At 65.1% G+C, this 20,224-nt stretch carries 20 protein-coding genes and 1 pseudogene; 2 read left to right on the top strand and 19 right to left on the bottom strand.

Annotated features, from left to right (window positions below; translation table 11 throughout):
- Positions 1-8: 8 nt before the first annotated feature.
- Complete coding sequence (locus tag E4Q08_RS14170; protein WP_169070856.1) at positions 9-1,439, top strand: hypothetical protein; 1,431 nt, start codon at positions 9-11, stop codon at positions 1,437-1,439.
- Between the two features lie 453 nt (positions 1,440-1,892).
- Here the strand turns inward: E4Q08_RS14170 and E4Q08_RS14165 are convergent, their stop codons facing one another.
- Positions 1,893-3,572 (bottom strand): IS1634 family transposase, encoded by a 1,680-nt coding sequence (locus E4Q08_RS14165; protein ID WP_169070855.1) that lies wholly within the window; start codon positions 3,570-3,572, stop codon positions 1,893-1,895.
- Between the two features lie 190 nt (positions 3,573-3,762).
- Positions 3,763-4,011, bottom strand: a complete 249-nt coding sequence (locus tag E4Q08_RS14160) for an ATP-binding protein (RefSeq protein ID WP_169070800.1) — start codon at positions 4,009-4,011, stop codon at positions 3,763-3,765.
- Between the two features lie 201 nt (positions 4,012-4,212).
- On the opposite strand from E4Q08_RS14160, the gene E4Q08_RS14155 reads away from it, so the two are divergent.
- Positions 4,213-4,458, top strand: coding sequence for a hypothetical protein (locus E4Q08_RS14155; RefSeq protein ID WP_169070854.1), 246 nt, complete (start codon positions 4,213-4,215; stop codon positions 4,456-4,458).
- 82 nt (positions 4,459-4,540) lie between these two features.
- Here the strand turns inward: E4Q08_RS14155 and E4Q08_RS14150 are convergent, their stop codons facing one another.
- The 17 genes and pseudogenes from E4Q08_RS14150 to E4Q08_RS14075 all read right to left on the bottom strand — a co-directional run bounded on the left by E4Q08_RS14150 (position 4,541) and on the right by E4Q08_RS14075 (position 19,990).
- Positions 4,541-7,363 carry a conjugal transfer protein TraG N-terminal domain-containing protein gene (locus tag E4Q08_RS14150; RefSeq protein WP_169070853.1) on the bottom strand — a complete coding sequence of 941 codons (2,823 nt, stop codon included), beginning with the start codon at positions 7,361-7,363 and terminating at the stop codon, positions 4,541-4,543.
- A gap of 37 nt (positions 7,364-7,400) precedes the next feature.
- Positions 7,401-8,822: a conjugal transfer protein TraH gene (locus tag E4Q08_RS14145; protein WP_169070852.1), complete on the bottom strand. Its 1,422-nt coding sequence runs from the start codon at positions 8,820-8,822 to the stop codon at positions 7,401-7,403.
- A 7-nt stretch (positions 8,823-8,829) separates the two neighbouring features.
- A complete protein-coding gene (locus E4Q08_RS14140) occupies positions 8,830-9,615 on the bottom strand; it encodes a conjugal transfer protein TraF (RefSeq protein ID WP_169070851.1) in 786 nt (261 codons plus the stop codon).
- Between the two features lie 3 nt (positions 9,616-9,618).
- Positions 9,619-10,005 (bottom strand): hypothetical protein, encoded by a 387-nt coding sequence (locus tag E4Q08_RS14135; protein ID WP_169070850.1) that lies wholly within the window; start codon positions 10,003-10,005, stop codon positions 9,619-9,621.
- Between the two features lie 12 nt (positions 10,006-10,017).
- Positions 10,018-12,591 carry a type IV secretion system protein TraC gene (traC, locus tag E4Q08_RS14130; RefSeq protein WP_169070849.1) on the bottom strand — a complete coding sequence of 858 codons (2,574 nt, stop codon included), beginning with the start codon at positions 12,589-12,591 and terminating at the stop codon, positions 10,018-10,020.
- On the bottom strand, positions 12,588-13,148 hold the full coding sequence (locus E4Q08_RS14125; RefSeq protein ID WP_169070848.1) for a TraV family lipoprotein: 561 nt from the start codon (positions 13,146-13,148) through the stop codon (positions 12,588-12,590). Before E4Q08_RS14125 ends, traC begins: the two co-directional genes overlap by 4 nt.
- Positions 13,145-13,867, bottom strand: a complete 723-nt coding sequence (locus E4Q08_RS14120) for a DsbC family protein (protein ID WP_169070847.1) — start codon at positions 13,865-13,867, stop codon at positions 13,145-13,147. Before E4Q08_RS14120 ends, E4Q08_RS14125 begins: the two co-directional genes overlap by 4 nt.
- A gap of 3 nt (positions 13,868-13,870) precedes the next feature.
- A complete protein-coding gene (locus E4Q08_RS14115) occupies positions 13,871-15,157 on the bottom strand; it encodes a TraB/VirB10 family protein (protein ID WP_169070846.1) in 1,287 nt (428 codons plus the stop codon).
- Positions 15,150-15,557, bottom strand: a complete 408-nt coding sequence (locus tag E4Q08_RS14110; protein ID WP_443984453.1) for a hypothetical protein — start codon at positions 15,555-15,557, stop codon at positions 15,150-15,152. The genes E4Q08_RS14115 and E4Q08_RS14110 overlap by 8 nt, the downstream gene beginning before the upstream one ends.
- 9 nt (positions 15,558-15,566) lie before the next feature.
- A pseudogene (locus tag E4Q08_RS26395) lies at positions 15,567-15,716 on the bottom strand (hypothetical protein); the annotation flags it as partial.
- 92 nt (positions 15,717-15,808) lie between these two features.
- Positions 15,809-16,399: a type IV conjugative transfer system protein TraE gene (gene traE / locus E4Q08_RS14105; RefSeq protein WP_169070845.1), complete on the bottom strand. Its 591-nt coding sequence runs from the start codon at positions 16,397-16,399 to the stop codon at positions 15,809-15,811.
- A 3-nt stretch (positions 16,400-16,402) separates the two neighbouring features.
- Positions 16,403-16,693, bottom strand: a complete 291-nt coding sequence (traL, locus tag E4Q08_RS14100) for a type IV conjugative transfer system protein TraL (RefSeq protein ID WP_169070844.1) — start codon at positions 16,691-16,693, stop codon at positions 16,403-16,405.
- Positions 16,694-16,703: 10 nt separating this feature from the next.
- Complete coding sequence (gene traA, locus E4Q08_RS14095) at positions 16,704-16,997, bottom strand: TraA family conjugative transfer protein (RefSeq protein WP_169070843.1); 294 nt, start codon at positions 16,995-16,997, stop codon at positions 16,704-16,706.
- Positions 16,981-17,184: a hypothetical protein gene (locus E4Q08_RS14090; protein WP_169070842.1), complete on the bottom strand. Its 204-nt coding sequence runs from the start codon at positions 17,182-17,184 to the stop codon at positions 16,981-16,983. Before E4Q08_RS14090 ends, traA begins: the two co-directional genes overlap by 17 nt.
- 1 nt (position 17,185) lies before the next feature.
- A complete protein-coding gene (locus tag E4Q08_RS14085; RefSeq protein WP_169070841.1) occupies positions 17,186-17,815 on the bottom strand; it encodes an OmpA family protein in 630 nt (209 codons plus the stop codon).
- Positions 17,803-18,231: a lytic transglycosylase domain-containing protein gene (locus E4Q08_RS14080; RefSeq protein ID WP_248594919.1), complete on the bottom strand. Its 429-nt coding sequence runs from the start codon at positions 18,229-18,231 to the stop codon at positions 17,803-17,805. Before E4Q08_RS14080 ends, E4Q08_RS14085 begins: the two co-directional genes overlap by 13 nt.
- A gap of 1,198 nt (positions 18,232-19,429) precedes the next feature.
- Positions 19,430-19,990, bottom strand: coding sequence for a hypothetical protein (locus E4Q08_RS14075; protein ID WP_169070799.1), 561 nt, complete (start codon positions 19,988-19,990; stop codon positions 19,430-19,432).
- Positions 19,991-20,224: the final 234 nt, after the last annotated feature.

Raw genomic sequence — 20,224 nt, 5'->3', positions numbered from 1 at the left:
TGACGACATTGGAAAACACTACGATTTATCACGAGATTGACTTCCTGTTGCCTGCGCAACGTTTCAACATCAATTTCTCGTACATCACCCAAAAGGGGTTGCCATTTGTTCGGGAATTCGTTCTTCGCCTGATCCACTTGGCGCCGATGTCGATCTCGCAGGTTGCTACCTTCTTCGGCTTTACACGCAAGGAGGTTCAAGAAGCAATTGATGATCTCGTCGAACGCGGCGAACTTACGCTATCTGAAAATGGGCGTCTGACGCTTACGGAGAAATCCAGCGGTTACTTCACCGAGCTTGGCGAGGTGCCACGTCTATCGATGGTTCGCGACAGCACGGCTTGCTTGTCTTTCGACCTCGCAACCTTCTCATGCCTTGGGAAAGACAACTCGTCCGAAAAATGGAAAGCAGGTCTTTCAATCAAGGTTGCCGACGAAAACGCATCTTGCAGCGAGATGCAGGTGGAAAAGCATTTCCAATGGCAATTCCATGAAATCTTGCAGAAGGAATTTCTCTCCAGGTCGCTGACTCAGGATGAAAAGGATTCGCCGACTGTCTACACCGTCAATTCGGTGAACAAGATTAAGCAGATGCCTGTGAGACTGCCGGTCCAGTTCAAGGTGGACGCGGATGGCAGAAGCGTCGAGCGGGAAGATTTCGAGGAGCTCAAAAGCTCAGACTACGTGCATGAGCGGATCTCGTTGGAGCTTGACCGCTTGGGAAGACCCAGCAATTTTGGGGAGATTGCGAAAGCGATGCTCGACATTGGGGACGGCGAGACGTTGAAGCTCTTCGACTCGAAGGGCAGTTCCGTCAGTCTGCAATTCTTCGAAGACCTAGCGAAGCTGGAAGCCAATAGTCAGAAGAAGAGAACCACCTTTCTCGGACCGATCTATTCGTCGGCAAATTGGGAATTGCTCCAGAAACACTTGGCTCCCATCATCAAGGCAAGGAGAGAAAGTAAGGCGGACGTGGGGCAAACCCCTTTCCTTTGGCTTGCACCCAGCGACCCGTATTGGGGAAAGAGCAGCAGTCTCCAGGTGAGAGTCAGCGAGATTCTCAGAATGGAAAGCACGAAGGAGAAGAGGCTCTATTCGCCGACCATCTATTTGCCTGTCTCCGGACCAGATGACCAGAAGACTGCCCGCCAGTGGAAATGGGAGTTCGACCCTAACACCGACAAGGTTCATGGGTTGATTGAGGGCTTCCTTGGCGGGAATGTCGAGGTGATGCACTTCGAAGGCGAGTTTGTGGTTGTCGTTTATCACGTCTCATTGCCTGATTCTTACCCTGTCAGCCTCCTCATCGGATTCATCAGTGCCGACAAAGATGTCGTCTCGTCTGTTGGACGGCTGGTTACGACATACCTAGAGGGCAGTTCTGGGTTTGAACGTCCTAACGACTGTGGATTGCTATCCCGTTTCGGGCGTAATGAATGATCAAGATTAGAGTTGAGTTGTAAATTGTGTGAGCCCGTCGGAGCCCGTAGTGCTGCTCGACCGGGCTCCGTAATATTTTCAAACGTCTGTTTTTTGCTGCAATCCTGTCGCTAGGTGCGCGCCGGCTGAATGACCGCTTCGACCGATTATGCATAGTCGGCCTTATGGAAAGCTTTGCATAAGGCCGAGCAGCAGGCGGACCTCAACTTCCAGCGAGCTGCGGCTTGAGGATCGGTAAGCCGCCGTATCGCTTGCAAACATCATCAGGCCGTTACGGGTCGCCAGCCGCCCTTTCCCAGCACCTACCGCCCGCTCCCGATGAACCGGTCGTAGGTGTCCTCCTCCCCTTTTTTCCCATCGCGCCCATCGTGGCTCGAACCTGGGAACCCCGAGTTCGACAAAAAAAACGGCCAAGTGATTGTTTGTGCTCAATTCACGGGTTCTAAATTGGCACTACAGGCGTCTGGCGGAGGGCTCGGGCAGGGCGACGGTTTCGAACAGCTCCTTCTGTTGGGGGGTGATGGTGGACAGACCGGAGGCCGACTGGCGTTGATGCAGCGTGACCTGGTGGTACTGGATCCGGCGGGCGATCTCCAGAGCGCGGTCCGGGGAGAGGGGACTGGCCTTCGCTTTCAGACGCAGGCGCAGCACCCGATAGAGCAGCAGCGCCAGGAAGCAGATCAAGGCATGCGCCCGGATTCGGTTCGGCAGGCGATGGAAGACCGGCGCGATCTCGATCTCGGACTTCAGGACACGGAATCCCCGTTCGATGTCGGCCAGCGCCTTGTAGCGCGCCACGATCTCGGCCGGGGGAGAATCCGGAACGTTGGCAACGAGGATCAGTTTGCCATCCATCAGCCGCGCGCGCTGCAGCGCACGTTCGTCGATCTCGTAGGTGAATACCTCGGAGGCGAGATTGACCTTGATGATGTGCGCCAGATGCGCGTCAGCGACCGCCTTGTAGAAACGGGCGATCGTGCCGGCGTCTGACAGCTTCTTGCCCGGATGGGTCTGACCGGCCTCCTGAGCATCGAGTTTCTCCACCCACTGCGCGGCATCGGCCTCCAGCGCCGCAATGCGCTCATCGCGCACGCGACTCTGTTCGCTGGCCCTGTCGGGGCGATGGGCAACGATCAGACGAAACCCTTGCCACTTCAGCTCACCGAACACCTCTGCCGTCGCCGACTGGCAGCTCTTCTCGTGGAAAGGGGTGAGCAGGCTGTCAAAATCCCCGTAGCGCCGCGCCGGGACGGCCAGAATGAACTCCAGCGGCTGATCGCCAACCCGCAGGGCCCGGATGGCGTCGAGATTGTCGAGACTCAGCAGGCCGCGATCGGCGACCAGCACCACCCGCTTGATCGGATAGCGTGCCAGCACTTTCTCGATCGTCGGCACCAGCGTCGTTGTCTCACCGGTATTGCCGGCAAAGACCTCGTGATGGATCGGCAGGCCTTCCGCTGTCTGGACCACCCCGAGCATCACCTGGCGCACGGTACCGCCCTCCTTGGCATGGCCAAAGTGCCGCAGGTCTTCGGACTCGTCGGTGCTGCCTTCGGCACGGATCGTCGTCAGGTCGTAGAAGACGATCGCCAACTCCTGATCGATCAACGGCCGCAGAAGACCTGTCAAGGCGTCGTCCACCCGGTCGGCACCCTCCGCCAGGGTATCCATCGTGCGGAGCAGGTGCTGGTGGTTCACAGACTCGGCGCTGACCTCGGGAACCCGGGTGCCCTCCAGCCAGCGCAGGATCCCCAGCTTGGATTCCGGATCACACAGCCGGTTGAACACCATCACCCGCAACAGGCGTTCGGCATCGAACTGGTGGCGGTTGCGCAGCAACCGGCGAAAGGCGTCGGCGAAGCCCAGTTCCTTCCACAAGGCGGTCAGCAGCCAGGTGTCGCCGACCGACAGCGCTGGCGCGAAGGCGACCTCGCCGGTTCCCTCCTCCAGGGAGGGCTTGCCCGCCGCCCGCAGCAGACCGTTGAGCAGCGAGTCAGCCTCGCCAGATCGCACTGCTTCGATGCGCCCCAGGGTGGCGATGACCCGTTGGCGAGGCACCCCGGCGGTGTCCCGGTAGGACTCGACGAGCTTGACGTACTGGCGCGGGCCGGACGTGGTGATCTTCACGAACATGTCGCTACTGTATCCACATACTGCCATGATCGCAATAGGCTTTTAGGCAAGACGTGTCACTACAATAAATTTCCCGCTGCGCGCCAACTCCTTGTTTTTATTGCGACCAAAGCCCTATTTATGCGTATGGCACGCGAATAGTGTCGAACTCGGGGGGAACGATCAGCAGCGACAGCATACGCCCCGGTGGCTACCGCACTTGCCCACTTCGCACCTGCTGCAACGTCAGCAGGAAGCTCACGCCACCCTCGACGTTGCGGGCCGAGATCGTGCCGCCCATCTTGGCCATGTAGGTCCTGGCGACAAAGAGTCCCTGGCCGCGGTTGCCTTGGGGTGTCCTTTCAGCAATGCTGCATGAAATCGCTGTGGCAGTCTGGTTTGCTGTGGAATCGGTGTTCAGTTTGCCGTGGAATACGCAAGACCCTTCCTCGTCGTTCACGTCTCCCGTACGACCTGTGGTCGCGAGCGACCGAACACGCCAGGGTACGGCATCGCCAAGGTAGCCGTCACCCCAAACTCGTTGCCGTAATGAGCCAAACGCCTGCACCTGGCTGTCGGCAAGACCGTGTCGTCGCGCCCACAGGAAACCCTACTCAGCGCTTTTTCCGTGCCCTGGCCCGCTCCTCGATAGAATGAGCGCATGTCGAAGCCGCTTCCTCCCTCAACCCCGGCGCTGAACCGCCTCCGCGCCGCGACCGCCCTGATTCCCATCATCGAATCCGGCCTGGCCGCTTCACGGATCTCCGCCGAACGGGCTGCACTCATGGCCTCTTTCTGCGAGTGGGCCACCGAGAACCCTCTCGACGATCCCGAGGCAGCCCAACTGGCGAGATCCGTCGCTGACGGCCTGCAGCGCATCAAGCTCAGGCTTGCGGCGAGGCCGTGAACCTCGCGGGCTTCCGGCAGCCGAACCCGCCCTGACGCTGCGGGAAACCACCGCCGCAAAAAGGCACCCAGCAAGTGTCTGCTCACGGGCGCTTCTTCCCGGCCAGCGTCTCGCGAACGTACTGCCCAGGATGCTCGCCGGTCAGCCCGTCAACGACGCGTCCGGCAGCGTTGCCGACCTCCTCCGCCACCGCCGCGCCCTTCCCGACCGGTGACACTGGTTTCAGCTTCCCAAAACTCGCAGGGGTCGCCTCCTCCCGATGCGCCTCTGCCGACCCCTGTTGCCGGTCCCGCAGCTCCTGCGCGTTCGTCGAGAACTCCCGCATCGCCGTATGCATCGTCTGGTCACTCGGGCGTCCCTGCGCCGGGACGCCGGCACGCCCCGCCCGGCCCTGCACCTCGCCCAGATACCCGCCCGCCGCCGTCACGACCGCACCCGCCCCGGGGACCCGGCTGCGATCGGCCGCATGGCGCGCCCGGACCGCCTCGCCCCCCTGGACCCCACCCGCCAGCTCGCCGAGCATCCGGTCGTAGTTGCCCGCGGTGTACTCGTCGAGGTACGGCCGCAAGCGATAGGGGTCACCGAGAATCCCCTGCAGCCGCTCGTAGTTGAAATCGAGCTTCGGCAGCAGGAAATCCTGGATGAAATGATCCTGCAGCTGCAGGTTGGCACCGAGCTGACCGCTGCGCGACTGCTCCCACATTTGTCGATGCGCTTCGCTCTCCTGCAGCGACGCACTGAACGCTTCGCGGGATTGCCGGGCGCGGTCGAACGAGGCACGGGTTCCCTCGCTGCCGGCCGTGCGGGCTTCGTCGGTGCTCCGATGGCCCCGCTCCCAGCCGTTGTCGATCACCGTGCCCACCTTCCGCCCGAAACCCGATTCGCTGGCCGCCTGCGCCATCTCCTCGACCGAACGGGCGGCGTCGGCGGAATTGCGCAGCTTCGCCGACATCTCGACCCCCCCGCGCAGGCCGGCGATCTCCAGCAGCTTCGGCGTGCTCATCCCGAGCGAAGCACCCATCATCAGCTCCATCGCCACCTTCTCGCTGACGCCGATCCGCTGCGCCCATTGGTCGACCTGACGCAGCGCGTCGCTCGCCTCGTGGCTGCGGCTAGAACCCATGCCGTGCCGGTAGCCGGTGCTGCCGCTGCTGCCCTGGCTGTGGCTGTGCTCGAAGCCGGCTTCCTGCCGCAGCGCCGCCAACGCACTTTCCGCGTACTCCGCCGAGCGCTGCTGGGTGGCCTGTTGCGATCGCTCGTAGTGCTCCCTGGCGGCCGCTCCGAGCGAATCGTTGAGCGCGAGGTTGGCGCGCAGCGCGCTGCTCGCCTGCTTCACGACGAAGCCACCGCCCGAGAAATGGCTGTAGTCGAAACCGCCGCGCGCCTGATAGTTCGTCATGCCCTGGCGCAGGCTCGGATTGAGATCGACCGCCAGGCCCTTGAGCGTGTCGTGGCTCGCATTGTTGAGCGAGGTGTTACCCATCTGCAGATTGCCCTGGGCGAGGCCACTCGCGATCTTCTCCGGGTCGCGCGGCGGCGCCACCAGACCCGCAACCGCCTGCAGGCCGACCTCACCGCCACGCACGATGGCCGCGGCGATCGCCGGGATCGAGATCACCAGCATGCCGGCGATCGCCTGATCGCTGACGATCGCGGTCTGGAGGAAACTCATCTGCTCGATCGCGAGCCCGTTGCCGGCGCTGCCGCTGGTGTACTGGCTCTTCGAAACCATCGTGATGATGAAGTTCATCACCGCGTACAGCGGCGCCCAGAGCTGAATCCAGAAGAGACTGGCGGCGTAGGCGCGGATCACCGCCCCCGCCTGATGGCCGCTGATCACCACGAAGAGCAGGAAGACCGGAAAGATCGCGTACTGGACCATCTCGATCGCGTTGCGCACCTTTGGCATCGTCGATTCGGCGATCCGCGCCATCAGCTTGTACGAATCGCTGGTCGAACGCAGCGACTGCGCCATGCCGAGATTGGTCTGCGCACTGGCCGCGTCGCCGAGCTGGGCGGGCAGCAGGTACTGCGCGTCGATCATGAAATTGGCGACGATCGCCTGCTTGACCGCGTCCTGCGCCGCCGCCGACACCCCGAGCAGGTAGTTGGTCGAGGTCGCCAGCGCACCGGCAATGGCGATCCCGGCATCGGCCTGCGTCATGCGCGGGTACAGGCGCGAGCCCAGGAGGGTCACCTGCCGGCCCGCTTCGGCAGCGATCTGGCGGCTCAGTCGCTGGTAGGCCGCCTGGCAGCCCAGGGTGTCCAGCTGCGATGGGTCGGCCGGATCGCGCAGGGTGACCAGCCGCGCCGGGTTTGTCCTGCCGTCGAGCTGGGCCCAGATATCGTTGGCGGCGAGCAGATCCTCCTTGACCCGGATGTAGCCCGTCGCGAGATCCGGCGCGACGCACTCGCGATAGAACTCGAGCAGGTTGCTGGTCAGCACCGGACTGCCGCTCTTCACCGCCAGGCGCTCGGCGAGCACCCGGTGACCAAACAGGGTCCCGTTCTTGCGGAATCTCACGTCGTCGGGCAGCGAGAACACCGTCTCAAAAGCGCCGGTCAGCCAGTCGCCGACCTTGCTCATCGCGTGCGCGAAGGCGCCGAGCCCGATCGGCACATTCGCCACCGCCCGCGGCGGCTCGTTGCCGGTGCGATCGACGATCAGCACCGTCACCTTGGGCACCAGCAGCAGCGCCTGGAAGATCGCCAGGAAGAAGAGCCACTTCCACATGCCGTCGAGGCGTTCTCGCCCGGTGAGCGTCGCGATGACGACCACCACGATGCCGACGATTGCCATCGTGCGCAGCAGACCCCGGTAATCGCCGCTGCCCATCAGCGAAGCGACGGCATTGAACATCGCCTCGAGTTCGGCGACGTTCCAGTAGGCATAGACTTCGTACATGTCGCTGGCTCGTCGTTGGCTAACCGCTCGCTGTGCCCTAGCGGTTGAAGACCATCATCGACTGGAAGAGGTTGGTCGGCAGGCCGGCGTTGAGACTCTGGTGCAGGAGCTGCAGCGAGCGCGAGAGTTCGGCGACCTGCAGGCCTTTCTGGTACTCGGCGCGCAACATGTCCCGCGCCTCCTGCTCGATCTCGTTCAGCCGGGCGAGGATCTGCCCGGCCGCCGCCACCGCGTCCTGGCCGTTCTTGCCGGTCTCGTTCTGCAGGGCGTTGCGCAGCGTCTTCGAGAGGTTCGTGAAGTAGGCGTAGGCCACATCCACCGCGATCAGCTGCGCGTAGTCCTCGGTGATCCGGTCGCCGCCCGGGATGCTGCTCGACACCGCGAGCATCTTCCAGACCGGCAGCGACGAGGCGCCGATCAATGCCGCATCGAGGTTCGACTGGCCGGCCGCGTCGCGCTGGATGATCCTGTCGCGCATCGCGGCGATCCGGGTCCGCACCTGGCGGGAGAACGGCGTCACCGTAAAGGCGCGGTCCGAGAACGTCGGACTCAGGCACTCGGCCCTATCGGCGCCGCACGTGAGGCCCGGCAGGTTCACCGTCGCCGTGCCGCCATCGCCGACGAACTGCCGGAAGGTCAGCTTGCCGCCGGGCAGATAGGTCCAGCGCGCCCGTTCGTCGCCGTGCTCGCCGGGCGGCGTGACGAGGATCGTGCCGGTCAGGCTCATCAGCAGTTCCTTCGTCTCGTCGGTCACCCCGGCGACCCGCGACAGCGCCCGCCAGACGATGTTGCCCGGCTCGAACAGCTCGCGGTAGCCCGCGGACGCGTTCCTCGCCGCGCTGCGGATGTTCTTCGCGGAGACTCGGTTCTTCTTCCACTCGTCCCAGGACTCGAAGACGTCGCCGAACAGGTTCAGATTCGCGCCAGCGGTCTTGCCTTCCTTCTCCTGCGTCCGGTCAGTCAGCAGGCTGCCGGCGGCGGAGACGATGCCCTCGGCGGCCTGGCAGGAGTTGACGTTGAGATGATTCATCTTCGCCACCTGGTCCTGCAGGTATTTCAGCAGGTCGCAGAGATCGGGCGACATCGAACAGAGCGCCAGGTTGAACGCGGCGCCGATCGCGTTGTTACCGATGTTGCGCAGCAGCGCGACGAACTGCTGCTTGTTGATGAACGAGAATGATCCGGCGAAGAGATCGATGCCACCGCAACCGGCGCGGAACGAGGGCGGCGTGATGCTGGCCAGCGGGTAGTTGCGCACCGGGGTGCGCAGGTAGAGACTGCCGCCGGTGTAGAAATTCATCGTCTGCCCGCGGTAGGCGTCGGGTCCGGTCACATTCCCGTAGGCGCCGATGTCGTTGAACCAGTCCTGCATCGACTGCGAGACGTTGGCCAGCGACGAGCAGCTCAGGGTCGCGAAGACCAGCGTGATGGCGAGCATCCGTGCGCGTGCAGGATTCATGGGGCCCTCAATACGATTCGCCGGGACGCGTCTGCGTCAGGAGGTAAATCCGTTCGACGATCTCCTGCGCCGAGAGGACACCGGAGCCGATCGGCAGCAGCCGGCGATCCCGGACGTTGCCGAGCACCAGCAGCGGCACGATGCGCAGCCCCAGCGTGGCGGCCATACCGTTGTCGCGCGCCGGCCGGGGAAACTCGGGCAGCCCGCCGCCATCGAGCGACACCGGAAAGACCGTCAGGCCGTATTGTTCGGACAGCCACTTCAGGGTCGGCGCCAGGCGGTGACAGTACGGACAGTCGGAGCGGAAGAAGAAGAACAGCCCCCACTCCCGGCCGAGAGCGGCCAGCGCCGCGCGTTCCTTGCCGGCCTGCTCGACATCGCGCACCTGGATCGCCGCGTTGTTCACCGGGTTGCGCAACTGGTAGTTGAGTTCCGGGTGCGCCCAGAGGACGCGCCGCCAGACATCCGAGAACAGCGCCGCGCGATCCATCAGTGCCTCCTGGGCGGCGATGTAGCGCCGGAGGTTCGCCGGCGTCGGCTTGACGATGGCGAGCGCGCGCTTGCGCTCGACGTCTTCGCGCAGCGCCTTCAGCGCCACGACGGCTTCCTCTTCCTCGCTGGCCGCCGGCGGCTTCTCCAGTGGCGAGTCCGGCGGGGTCGTCTCCGATGGCAGATCGCAATACCACTGGAAACGATCCTCGTCGCAGACCCAGACGGACGGATACTCGAGCCGGCTGTTGGCAGACGCCGCCTGCACCAGCAGGGAGAGCACGACCAGAACCGGGAGTCGCATCGCTCATTTCGCCGTTGGGTTGGACAGCGGCCGAACGATCTCCGCCACCCGTGCCGTCAGGTCTGGCACCGCGACGGCCGGCGACGTCTTGATCAGGGCGGCCGAATTGATCAGTGCGCAGCGACACTCCTGCGCGACCTGGTCAAGCGCGGCATCGAGTTGAACCCCGAACGTCTTCGCTTCCTCGAACAGTCTCGCCTGCTCGTCCGGCGTCATGCCCGGCTGGATTCGCTGCACCAGCGCCTGCTGCTGCCGGGCGACGAGGCTACCGATGTCGACGCGCGCGAGGCGTGGAATCTCCAGTGGCTGGAAGTGCAGCCAGGCGATCGCCAAGCCGGCGCCGGCCAGCAATGTCGTCAGCACGGTCAGCGCCGGGATCCGCAAACTCATCGCTCGTCGTCCTCAGGCCAGCCGGCGTTCAGCCACCAGGCGCTCGATCGCTTCCGCAACCGATAGCCCTTGCTGGCGCAGGCGCTTGATCGCCTCGAAGTCCTCCGCACGCGTCGAGTAGACCAGCATCGAGAACGGATCGAGCAGCAGTCGCCCGAGACCGGAGCCGACCGGCGAATGCAGGTAGATCTCCGAGAAGTGGCCGTGCTCGGTGCTCACCGAGGCGAGCTGGCGCTTCAGCCATTCGTCGAGGACAAGTTTCCCTTCCTTGCCCAGCCGCTCGATGTTCTCCGGCTTCTGGCGCAGCAGGAAGAGCCAGTCGGCATTGTCGATCGCCGCGCGCGTCGCCTCGTTGCGGTAGTAGTCGTCGACCGACTGAGTGATCGTGCCGAAGGCGCCGCCGTACTTGCGTGCCCGGCGATAGCCGGCCTCGATGAACTGGCCACTCGCGCCGTGGCCCATCAGGTCCCAGCTCTCGTCGATGATCACCAGCTTGCGACGCGAACGGTCGCGGTACATCTCCTGGGTGATGCGGTACATGATCAGTTGCATCACCACCGACTGCAGGTCCTTCCTCGCCTTCAGCTCTTCGAGTTCGAGGACGACGAGATCGCGGTCGAACTCGATGTTGGCCGGCCCCTCGAAGTAGCTCGCATAGACGCCGTGGCGGGTGTAGGGCTCGAGGGCGGTGGCGAGGCGACTGAGATCGCGTTCGTACTCGCCGTCACTCGACAGCCGGCCGGTCTGCAGGAGTTCATAGATGTCGGTGATCGTCGCCGACCGGCCGCGGGCATCCCAGACGCGCTTGATCGCCGAGCCGAGCGCGGTATAGGCGTAGTTGTCGAGCGGTTCGCGCGGGCTCGCCATCTGGGCGAGCAGCGGCAGGACCATCTCCATGTCGGTTTGGATGTCGATGATCATCGAGAAGGGGTTGAGGCAGAGCGTGTTCCTCTGCTCGTCGGAGCACTCGATGAACTCGCCGTCGAGCAGCTCGCAGAGGTTCTTGTACGATCGCCCGACGTCGATGATCCAGACCTTGGCGCCGGCGCCGAGGTAGCGATAGGTCAGCTCGTTCACGAAGACCGACTTGCCGGACCCCGACAGCGCGGCCACCGCAAAATTGAAGTTGCCGCCGGTGTTGTCGAAGAGGTCGAAGCCGAGGATCTGTCCGCGCCGGCCGAAGAGGGTCATGACCGGGGTCGGTGTGCCCTTCCACTCGGCGATCAGCGGCGACATCATCACCGCGTTGTCGGCGGTCTTGGTGCTGATCCGGCCGAACTGGCGCAGGTCGGCCTGCAGGGCCGGCGTCAGGGTCATCGGCAGGGCCGCTGCGAGCGCCTGGTGTTGCAGATAGAAATCGCGGGTGAGGTCGAAGCCGCGGGCGCGCCAGACGGCGCGCAGGGCATGCTCGCAGCGCGGCGCGTCGTCGACCCGCGAGAGCAGGCAGACCTGGTGGTACATGCCGACGACGGTGCGGCCACTGTCGAAGGCCTTCAAAACCATGTCCCAGTCGCGCTTGCGCTCCTGCAGGTCGGGCTGGAAGTGCGCCATGTAGGACGCTGCACTCTGCGTCGCACGCGTCGCCTTGATCTGGGTGCGGGCTCGCGCCGACTCGTAGTCGAGGGCGACGGCCCCCATGGTGATGAGGAAGGCGCAGGGCATCGCCAGGGCGAGCTGGTAGGGGTCGCCGATCAGGGTGTTCATCCCCGACAGGCGGAAGTAACGCGGATACTGGCGCACCGAGAAGAGCTGCAGCACCGATTCGTCGCCACCCGCCTCCCGAAAACGCAGATCGGCGTCGCCGAGGCGCGAGGCGATCTCCCGATTCGCGAGCTGGTCGCGCAGCGGGCTGGCCTCGTTCCACGCGATCGGGCGCCGGCCACGGCCGCTGAACAGCGCCGAGTGGTCGAAGAAATCGCCGGCGAAGGCCAGCAGATCGTCCGGTGTCCAGTCTTGGCCCGGCAGGTGCGCGGACTGGAGCGTCGCGTGCAGGCTTTCGCGGAGACGCAGCGCGGCATCGACGTCGGCCGGCAACTCCGGGTCAAGCGGCAGGGTGATCGAGATCACCAGGCGATAGTCGCGCAGCAGGTAGGTCTGGTGGCTGAAGAGCGACTGCCCGGTCCCCTTGAGGTAGTGATCGATCCGCCGCCGCGCCAGCGTGCGGAAGATGTTGGGGTAGCGGCGCTCGTCGAAGCTCTCGTTCGCGGTGGGATCCGGTCCTGGCAGGAGTCTCGCCTGCGCCCGCAGCAGCGGCAGGATGTTCGGGCTGCCGTAGAGGCTGACCTGGATGCCGGTACCGGGCGGGCAGGAGACGAAGAGGCTGGCGAGGACCTTCTCCATTTCCTCGCTGGCGCCCGTTTGCGGCTGGGCCTCGATGCAGAAGCCGATGGCGCGCGATACCCGCTCACCGAAGCCGCCCTGGTCGAGCGCGAACAGTCGCGCGTCCTCCCGCCAGGCGAGATACGGCAAAATCCCGGTGAGCCGCGGCATGCGGGTGATCTCGCGCAACAGCCGCCGCGGCAGACGATCGGCGGCAGCCGATCGTTCCGGCAGGAACGCCTCGCGCACGCGATCCGACAGACTCACGGTTCGCCCTCGATGGTGGGTGGCAGCAGATCCCGGCCTGGCATCGACGGCGCCGGTTGCGGGCCAGCGGCGGGCGTCGCCCGCTCCAGGCGCAGCGCCGGACGCTCGCCGGATTGCGGCAGCGCCGGCGCGAAGGTGGCGGGTGGCCGCACGGGACGGTAGCCCTCGCCCGCCTGCCGGCGCGCGTGCTCGACCTGCCAGCGACCGGGATCGACGACCAGATACAGGTACGACTGGTCGTGCAGCACCTCGTCGTCGTCTTCCCACGGCGCGAGCCAGACGCGCCGGACCTTCTGCGCGCTGCGCACCGGTTCGCCGAAGCTGGGTACGGCACGCACGATCGCGGCGGCGCGCTCGCTCCTCGCGGCGTCGATCGATCCGGCCTGACCCGGCAGGTGGTTCTGCAGCGCGTTCGCGTAGACCCCGGAGAGCGAGGCACAGGTGATCCCGTCCGGCGCCTTGCACGAGAATCTGCCGGGACCATCGAGTCCCGACATCGTGCCGGCGCAGCCGGCGAGGGCGAGCGCGAGCGAGCCCCAGAGAGCGGCCCGCTTCATGGCCGGCGCTCCGCCAGCCACTGCTCGATGCGCTCGCTCGTCGCCGCACCGGGCAGCAGGCGCCCGTCGGCGGAGAGCAGCGTCGGCGTGCCCTGGATGCCCAGACGCTGCGCGAGAGCGATGTTGCGCTCGATCGGGTGCGCGCACGGGCGCTTCGGCGGGACCTTGCCGGCCTGCATCAGCTCGGCCCAGGCGCGCGCGCGATCGGGTGCGCACCAGACCGCCACCGCCTTGTCCCTGGCCTGGGGATGAAGGCTCTCGAGTGGATAAGCGAAGGTGTAGACGGTGACGTTGTCGAGCTTCGCGAGCTCGTCCTCGAGCCGCCGGCAGTACGGACAGTCGGGATCGGAGAAGACGGCGAGCAGCCGTTCGCCCGCGCCGCGAATCGTCTTGATCGCATCCGACAGCGGCAGTTCGGCGAAGGCGACGCGCTGCTGCGCTTCCAGGCGCTCGGCGGTCAGGTCGCGCTGCGTCTGCAGGTCGAAGAGATGCCCAAAGACGAAGTAGCGGCCCGTCGCGTCGGTGTAGGCCGGATTGCGGCCGATCATCACTTCGTAGAGGCCCGGAATCTCCGACGCCTGCACCCGCTCGATACGCGTCGCCGGGTACCGCTCCTGCAGGCGTTGCTCGAGTGCGGTGAGCGTCTCATCGGCCTGCGCCGCCAGGGACAGGGTCAGAGCGAGCAGGCTCAACGCAGCCATTGGGGTTTTGCACGACATGGATCACTCCTGGTAGGGTTCGAGGGGTTTCTTCTGGACTTCGCGGCCGCGCCGCCAGATGTCGGTGTAGCTGTCCCCTTCACCGCCGGACTCGCCGTCGAGCGAGAAGCCCTTGGTGAACACCACCTCGACGGTGCGGCCGGCATCGATCTCGATGATCGGGAACATCTTCTCGGCGAGCGTGATGTAGTACTGCGAGAGCCGGTCGAGAGCCTTGCCGACACCGGTCCCCAGACCGGCCTGGAGCTGTTTGCCCGGCTCGACCGTGCCGACCGATCCGAGCGGGCTGGTCGACACCGTCGTCGCGCTTTGCTGGAAGGCCTGACCGATGCCGGCGCCAATCCCGGCCAGCAAGGCGTTCGCCAGGACCTGCCCCTGCTTGCTGACCAGACGCCCGCGCATGCCGGCCTTGCCGTCCTCGCCGACCACATAGCCCTTGACCGGGGCGTCGATGGCGCGGCCGTCATGGCGCACGCAGGAGAGGGATTCGAGCCGGATGTAGGCCCGCTCGGCGCTGATGTCGCCGTAGCTCGCCCCCAGCGCGAAGCACTCGCGGATCCTGAAGCGGTAGCGGTTGGGCAGAAAGGCGTTGTCCTGCACGCGCATCAGCACCGGGTGGGGATTGCTCTGCGCCTGGCCGCCGGTGGGCGCATCCAGTCCGCCGAGCAGCGCCGCCCGAAAGAACGAGCCCGAGGGGACGTAGCTGCGAACGTCCTTCTTGTCGGCGCCCTTCCCCGCCAGCGGTGCGCCGGGTTTGGCGTCACTGACTTCGAAGGAGGCGATGCCCGGTATCCGGGGCATGGCGGGCGCGGCCTCCGGCGGGCTGCCAAGGCTCGCATTCGCCGGTGGCGGGGGGAGTGGCGGCAGCGTCGGCACCCGCATCTCGGGCAAGGGTGGCGCCGGGGGCGGAGGCAGTTCCGCTGGCGGTGCCGCAGGAGGCTGTGCGAGAGAGGGCACGCCGTTCGCTCCCGCCGGCTTCCGGTCGAGGGTGTCGACCTGCTGGCGCAGCCCCTGGATCATCTCTTCCATCTGGCGCATCTGTTCGCTCGACTGGCTCATCCAGATGTCGCGCGGATCGGCCTGCGCGCCGGGAGCGTTGATCGGCAGCGGTTGCGGGCGTGCCGTCGGCGCACCCGACCCTGGTCCCGCCGGCTGCTCCCAGAGCGCCGCACCGCCGAAGACGAGCAGCGTGAAGGCGGACACGCCGATGCCGAGAATCAGGAATTGCCGATGCTTCGGCGACAGCCGGGCGATCGTCTCGGCCACCGGGTTCCTCGGCGACTCACGCATCGTGCCCCTCCAGGACGACCATCACCTGCGTCGCTTCCCCCGGCTCGAGTTCGAGCGAGTCGACCATCACCGCGAGAACGCCTTGGCGGTAGAACTCGCGCTCGTCGAGCACCATCCGGGTGGGCGAGACATTGGTCAGCTGGTACTTCTCGCCGCGCAGAACCCCTTCCAGGGTCCGCACCAGAACGAAGCGGCTTTCGTTCCACAACGGGACGATCTCGAGCCGCTCGCTGGCGCTCATGTCTTCCGGCGTGGTGTCGCGAGCGAGAGCCAGCAGCACCCGGCGGATGGCGGCATGGCGCGGCTCGTCGGCGACGAGCGCCCTGCCCGCTTCGCCCGGCCGGCCGCGCTCGCGCAGCACCAGCGTTTCGGCCGGGACGTCGGCGACCTTCAGGAGCAACTTCCAGTGGCGGCCGGCGTCGTCGGCGACGAAGACGCTGAGCTGCGCCTGATCGGTCGTCGGCTTGAGGTAGGCGGTGCCGGTCTCGCGATCGGCGCTGACGGCGAACTCGCCCTCGACGCCCTGGATGCGGCGGATCCTGCGCCCGTCGACCCGGATCAGGTTCGGTTCGGTGCGCGAGACGGTGGCGGCCAGCCCGTCGTCGGGGTGGCCTTCGAGGAACTGCGCGGCGACGCTCGGGGGGGGCGAGGCTAGCGAGCAGCAGCGCCTGCGCCCAACGGATCCTGGTCGCTGGTTTCACGAAACTCGGATACATGGAGTCTCCCATTGAGATAGCGGAAGCCGACGAGCCAGGTGGTCTGCTTCTCGGCGGCCTTCTTGTCGCCGACCCAGGTCATGAGGACCCCCGATAGCGCGACCTTCATGGTCGTCTCGTCGGGCAGCACGGTCTGGGTAGAGAACTGGGTTGAGGCGTTGTGCTTGCGGAGGAAGTCGCTGCGTGCGCCGAACTCGGCCTGGAGGCGGCCGTACTCGGCGGGTGCGGCGTACTTCAGGAAGAGGTTCTTCTGGTAGTCGGCGACCTGCGGCGTGATATTGAGCGCGAGACCGGCGTACCAGTAGGCCATCTCCTGCAGGTAGTCGCCCGACACCTTGCGGCCGCTGACCCAGAAGGTCTTGTGGACTTCCGGCGGGATGAGGACGGTTCGCTCCGACCCGGCGACGCTGAGCAGCGCGGCCGCGTTGGCCAGCAGCGCCAGGGCGAGGCCGCTGACGGCGAGGCGCATGAAGATGATCTCGGCGCGCTGGTTGTCCCGCTCGGCGGTGAAGATCCGGAACTGCATGGCTCAGCCGAGAAAGAAGCGGTGATGCGAGGCCGGCGTCGCCCGGACGCGGACGACGAGCCCGCTCGGCAGCCACCAGTAGAGGGCGTGCAGGGCGAACTTGGGGTGCTTGCCGGTCTTGATCCGGCCGTACTGCCAGGCGAGCAGCGCGCCGCAGAGCATGCCGGCGAACAGGCTGCCGGCGATGACGCCGGTGCCAAGGACCAGGAGGAAGACGATGGCCTGGTCGAAGTCCCACCACAGGAAGCGTTCCTGGGCTTCGAGCGACTTCGGGATATAACCGGTCTCGTCCATGGCCTGGGCTTCAGATCGTGGCGGTCAGGATGCCGGTCGAGATGGTCGGCGCGTACTGCAGGAAGACCGCGAAAGCGACCCCGGAGAGGATCGGCATCGGATTGAGCCGCGCCAGCGAGAAGAGTGCGCCCAGCCCGATCGCGGCGATCGCGGCGGCCTTGCCGAAGTAGCCCTGCACCATGCCGGTGAGCCAGTTGTAGAGGCTCTGGAACTCGGTGCCGGTAGTGCCGGCCAGCGCCGCGGTGGCGGTGGTGAAGAGGACGAGCGCGAGGGCGCCCGTGATCCAGTTACGACTGCTGTGCATGGCGGCTCCCGTGGAGATCGATGAAGGACTTGATGAGCCATCCGAGGCCGAGGCCGAGCGAGATGCCGCCGAGATGGGCTTCGAAGCCGCCTTCGATGGGCGACCCGGGCGCCAGGATGCCGATGGCGACGAATCCGCCGGCGACGACGACGTCGCGGATGAAGCGGGGGGAATGCGGCAGTTTCATTTCAGGGGGCTCCCATGGGATCGGGGATGGCGTCCCGCCGGCCGGCGAGACGGACTTCGACGCGCCGGTTGCTCGCGCGCGCCGCTTCGGTCGGTGCGGGGTCGAGATAGCAACAGCGGCCCTCGGCGCGCACCGTGATTTCGGCTTCGATTCCCCGCCCGAGCAGCCAGGAACGGACGTATTCGGCGCGTCGTTGAGCGAGGCGGTCGTTGGGCGCCTTGCCGCCGAGGTCGTCGGTTCTGCCCGTCAGCTCGATGCGCCGGTACTGGCGAGCAATCCTGGTCAAGCGCTTGAGGCGCTGCTGGCCTTCGGCAGTTGGGCGGCTGCTGGCGAACGGGAAGGGGATGACTACGGACGGTGGCTCGGCCTCGTTCGTCGGCGGAACGGCGACCAGCGGCGTTTCCGGGAGGGCTGGACTCGCCTCGTCCCGTGCCGGGAGACTATCGACGAGTGCCAGCGTCTTGCGCGTCGGCGCCGGGCAGTCGTTGCCGCCGCAAATCCTGAACTGACGATCGATCCAGCCGATGTCCGGGGACGCGACGGCGCTTCGGGTGGGCAAGGGCGCGCCGGCACACGCAGACAGCAGCATAATGGGCAGGACGAGGCCGGGCCAGGTTGTCAGGAGCGCCATGCGTCGACCTTCGCGGCGACCTTGCGGGCGTAGGCCGCGCGCTTGTGCGGGCTGCGGGCGTTGTAGGCGCCGACCGCCTCCCAGCCGTAACCCAGGCGCCGGATGTTCTGCGCGAGAATCCAGGCGCCGACGTGGGTATTGGTGCAAGGGTCGAAGAGTTTCTCGCGGCCGATGCCGTGCGACGATAGAGTTGCCAACCAGCGGCTGTTGATCTGCATGTGGCCGAGGTCTTCCGAACCGTCGCGATTGCGGTTGCGTGCGCCGGGGTTGAAGCCGGACTCGACGGCCGAGATGGCTTTGAGCAGCGAAGGAGCGATGCCGTAGCGCTGGCCGGCCTGTTCGAAGCAGGCGGCCTGGGCGGCCAGGGCCGAGAGCGAAAGGAGAGTGACGAACAGGGTGCGAATCATGGCTGCCATGGTAGGAAGCCAGAGGGATGGTGCGCGGGCGAAAAGTGAACTTCAGGGACGGATTTCGGGCAGCGGAAGGTCGGTGATGGGGCTTGGGGGGGCGGGGGAACGTGGAGTCGAACTTCGGTGGGAGTGGGGCCTGGCGCGGCAGAGGTGTGCGCACGGTCCACGGAATGTGCTGCAGCAGTGCACTCCGCTGAATGGTGAAGGCAAAGGGCTTGCAGGACCTGGGTTCTCTCAGCTTGGGGCGCCGGCCGATGATACCAATGCGCTACTGAGCCTCGCCGGGACGGGCTCCAAGCGTTTGAACGAAGTCCTGATGGATTCGATGAATGGCACCTCGGAAGGCACCGGGACGACTTGCTGGAGACGGCCCCGTCATTCGGCCGACCATTCGCTGCACCCAAGAGGCTGCGCTAAAACGAAGCACCATGCCACCGTCTGCAAAGGGGGCCGTGCCACAGCATCCTCGGCTTTCAAACAACCGCTTCCGCTTTCGTTACGTCCCCACTACGGATACTGACCTGACGGTCGATGCTTCGCGAAGCGGTCGTTCAGCACAATCACCCGAAAGCGGGAAAGCTGCCGGTCGATACTCCGCATTGCTATCCTTGGTGCGCTGGCAGCATTGAAGCGGGAGCGGTCACCGGGCGCTGGAAGGCGTCGTTTGGCAACCGGCCAAGAAGAGAAGGTGAAGATGTCTCTGCCGAAAGCAGTCATTGAACCTATTTTGCGCTGTTGAATACCCTTGAGATCCCCGCGAATTTAGAATAGGGGCCAGTGAAACCGGTGAGAAATCTAGCAAATCGTCGATTGCCACTGATGACCTTTTCGGCTCCCGGCTGAATCAGATGACCGACCGTCGGCAACACTTGGCGACAATGGCGGACACAATACCGTGGTAACGACTTGAAACGGCCCTGGCCTCCACCTTTGCTCGCCCGGGCCCCGAAGGAGATGTGATCGAAGGCGACGACCTATTTTGGTCGGCAGGGCAAGCGGCCGGCGGTGGCACCAGTTCCAACCGGCCGCCCCCCGGCTACCGATTCGGCTCATGGCCGCACTGCTCTACCTCAAGCACGTCTTCAACCGCAGCGACTAAGAACTCGTTGCCCGCTGGTTCAACTACTTGGCCCGGAACAGTCGAGCGTCCGCTCCAAGGCCATATGCGCCCATCCTGATGAAATTTCGTAGTCTGCCGCGCCCGCTAATTGCCAAACGCATATTCATAAACGTCACCAGCAACAGTGCGGATTTTGACTACGGCCTTGTCTGCCATCCGTCCTGCATCAACCTTCGCACCTGGAAATGAGAGTTGAGAGCGCCTCAGGAACTCCGCAGCGGCCTCTTCAACTCTATTCACTGCACCAGGGTGATTTTTGGGGGCGCACAGCAACTCGACAGTCACAGCGGAACCAGCAATGACGAGTCCTACTCCGACAATAACAGGTCCAGCCACAGCCGCACCTAAAGTTCCAGCCACATATCCTCCGGAGCCCGTCAAAATGAGGGCCCCACTAGAATGCGGTACGGCAGACAGCCCGAGTGCTTGAGCAAGTGCTGCTGCAGTTGCTCCTGCACGGCCAGCCATCCCCGCAATACCAGTGACCACCTTGCTTTGGCTTGGAGCCAGCGAGCAGATGATTTCCGCTGATGGCGCTGCAACCGGTGCTGCTGCAGGCTTCGCCTCGTCTTTCTTTCCGCACCCAACCACTGAAAAAACAATGACAGCCGACACCCCCCACAGACTTGAGGCAGATCTTTTCATTTTTTCGATCCTCAGGGAGTTAGAGATTTCAATTGCTAGCGATTATCGGTGGAATCGGTCCCCACGGCTAGCACGGAAGACCTTGCCGACACAGCCCTGATTCTGGCCAATCAGGCCGTGCACGCAACGCGGAAGTTCGGCAAGCGACCGATGAATCTCCTACTCTCGGCGCCTGACGCATTGTGTTGAACGGCTGGTTTTCAAGAACCCGAGCGTCCGCATCGGGTCGTTATG

Source organism: Candidatus Accumulibacter contiguus (assembly GCF_012940005.1).
GTDB classification, from domain to species: Bacteria; Pseudomonadota; Gammaproteobacteria; order Burkholderiales; family Rhodocyclaceae; genus Accumulibacter; species Accumulibacter contiguus.
The sequence above is the reverse complement of the archived record's forward strand: the minus strand, read 5'-3'. Positions and strand labels throughout refer to the sequence as shown.

Coding starts and splice junctions, on each gene's coding strand:
- E4Q08_RS14165 (WP_169070855.1), bottom strand. CDS start 3,572: ATGTTCGTGAAGATCACCACGTCCGGCCCGCGCCAGTACGTCAAGCTC.
- E4Q08_RS14155 (WP_169070854.1), top strand. CDS start 4,213: ATGTCGAAGCCGCTTCCTCCCTCAACCCCGGCGCTGAACCGCCTCCGC.
- E4Q08_RS14150 (WP_169070853.1), bottom strand. CDS start 7,363: ATGTACGAAGTCTATGCCTACTGGAACGTCGCCGAACTCGAGGCGATG.
- E4Q08_RS14145 (WP_169070852.1), bottom strand. CDS start 8,822: ATGAATCCTGCACGCGCACGGATGCTCGCCATCACGCTGGTCTTCGCG.
- E4Q08_RS14140 (WP_169070851.1), bottom strand. CDS start 9,615: ATGCGACTCCCGGTTCTGGTCGTGCTCTCCCTGCTGGTGCAGGCGGCG.
- E4Q08_RS14135 (WP_169070850.1), bottom strand. CDS start 10,005: ATGAGTTTGCGGATCCCGGCGCTGACCGTGCTGACGACATTGCTGGCC.
- E4Q08_RS14125 (WP_169070848.1), bottom strand. CDS start 13,148: ATGAAGCGGGCCGCTCTCTGGGGCTCGCTCGCGCTCGCCCTCGCCGGC.
- E4Q08_RS14120 (WP_169070847.1), bottom strand. CDS start 13,867: ATGTCGTGCAAAACCCCAATGGCTGCGTTGAGCCTGCTCGCTCTGACC.
- E4Q08_RS14115 (WP_169070846.1), bottom strand. CDS start 15,157: ATGCGTGAGTCGCCGAGGAACCCGGTGGCCGAGACGATCGCCCGGCTG.
- traE (WP_169070845.1), bottom strand. CDS start 16,399: ATGCAGTTCCGGATCTTCACCGCCGAGCGGGACAACCAGCGCGCCGAG.
- traL (WP_169070844.1), bottom strand. CDS start 16,693: ATGGACGAGACCGGTTATATCCCGAAGTCGCTCGAAGCCCAGGAACGC.
- traA (WP_169070843.1), bottom strand. CDS start 16,997: ATGCACAGCAGTCGTAACTGGATCACGGGCGCCCTCGCGCTCGTCCTC.
- E4Q08_RS14090 (WP_169070842.1), bottom strand. CDS start 17,184: ATGAAACTGCCGCATTCCCCCCGCTTCATCCGCGACGTCGTCGTCGCC.
- E4Q08_RS14085 (WP_169070841.1), bottom strand. CDS start 17,815: ATGGCGCTCCTGACAACCTGGCCCGGCCTCGTCCTGCCCATTATGCTG.
- E4Q08_RS14080 (WP_248594919.1), bottom strand. CDS start 18,231: ATGGCAGCCATGATTCGCACCCTGTTCGTCACTCTCCTTTCGCTCTCG.
- E4Q08_RS14075 (WP_169070799.1), bottom strand. CDS start 19,990: ATGAAAAGATCTGCCTCAAGTCTGTGGGGGGTGTCGGCTGTCATTGTT.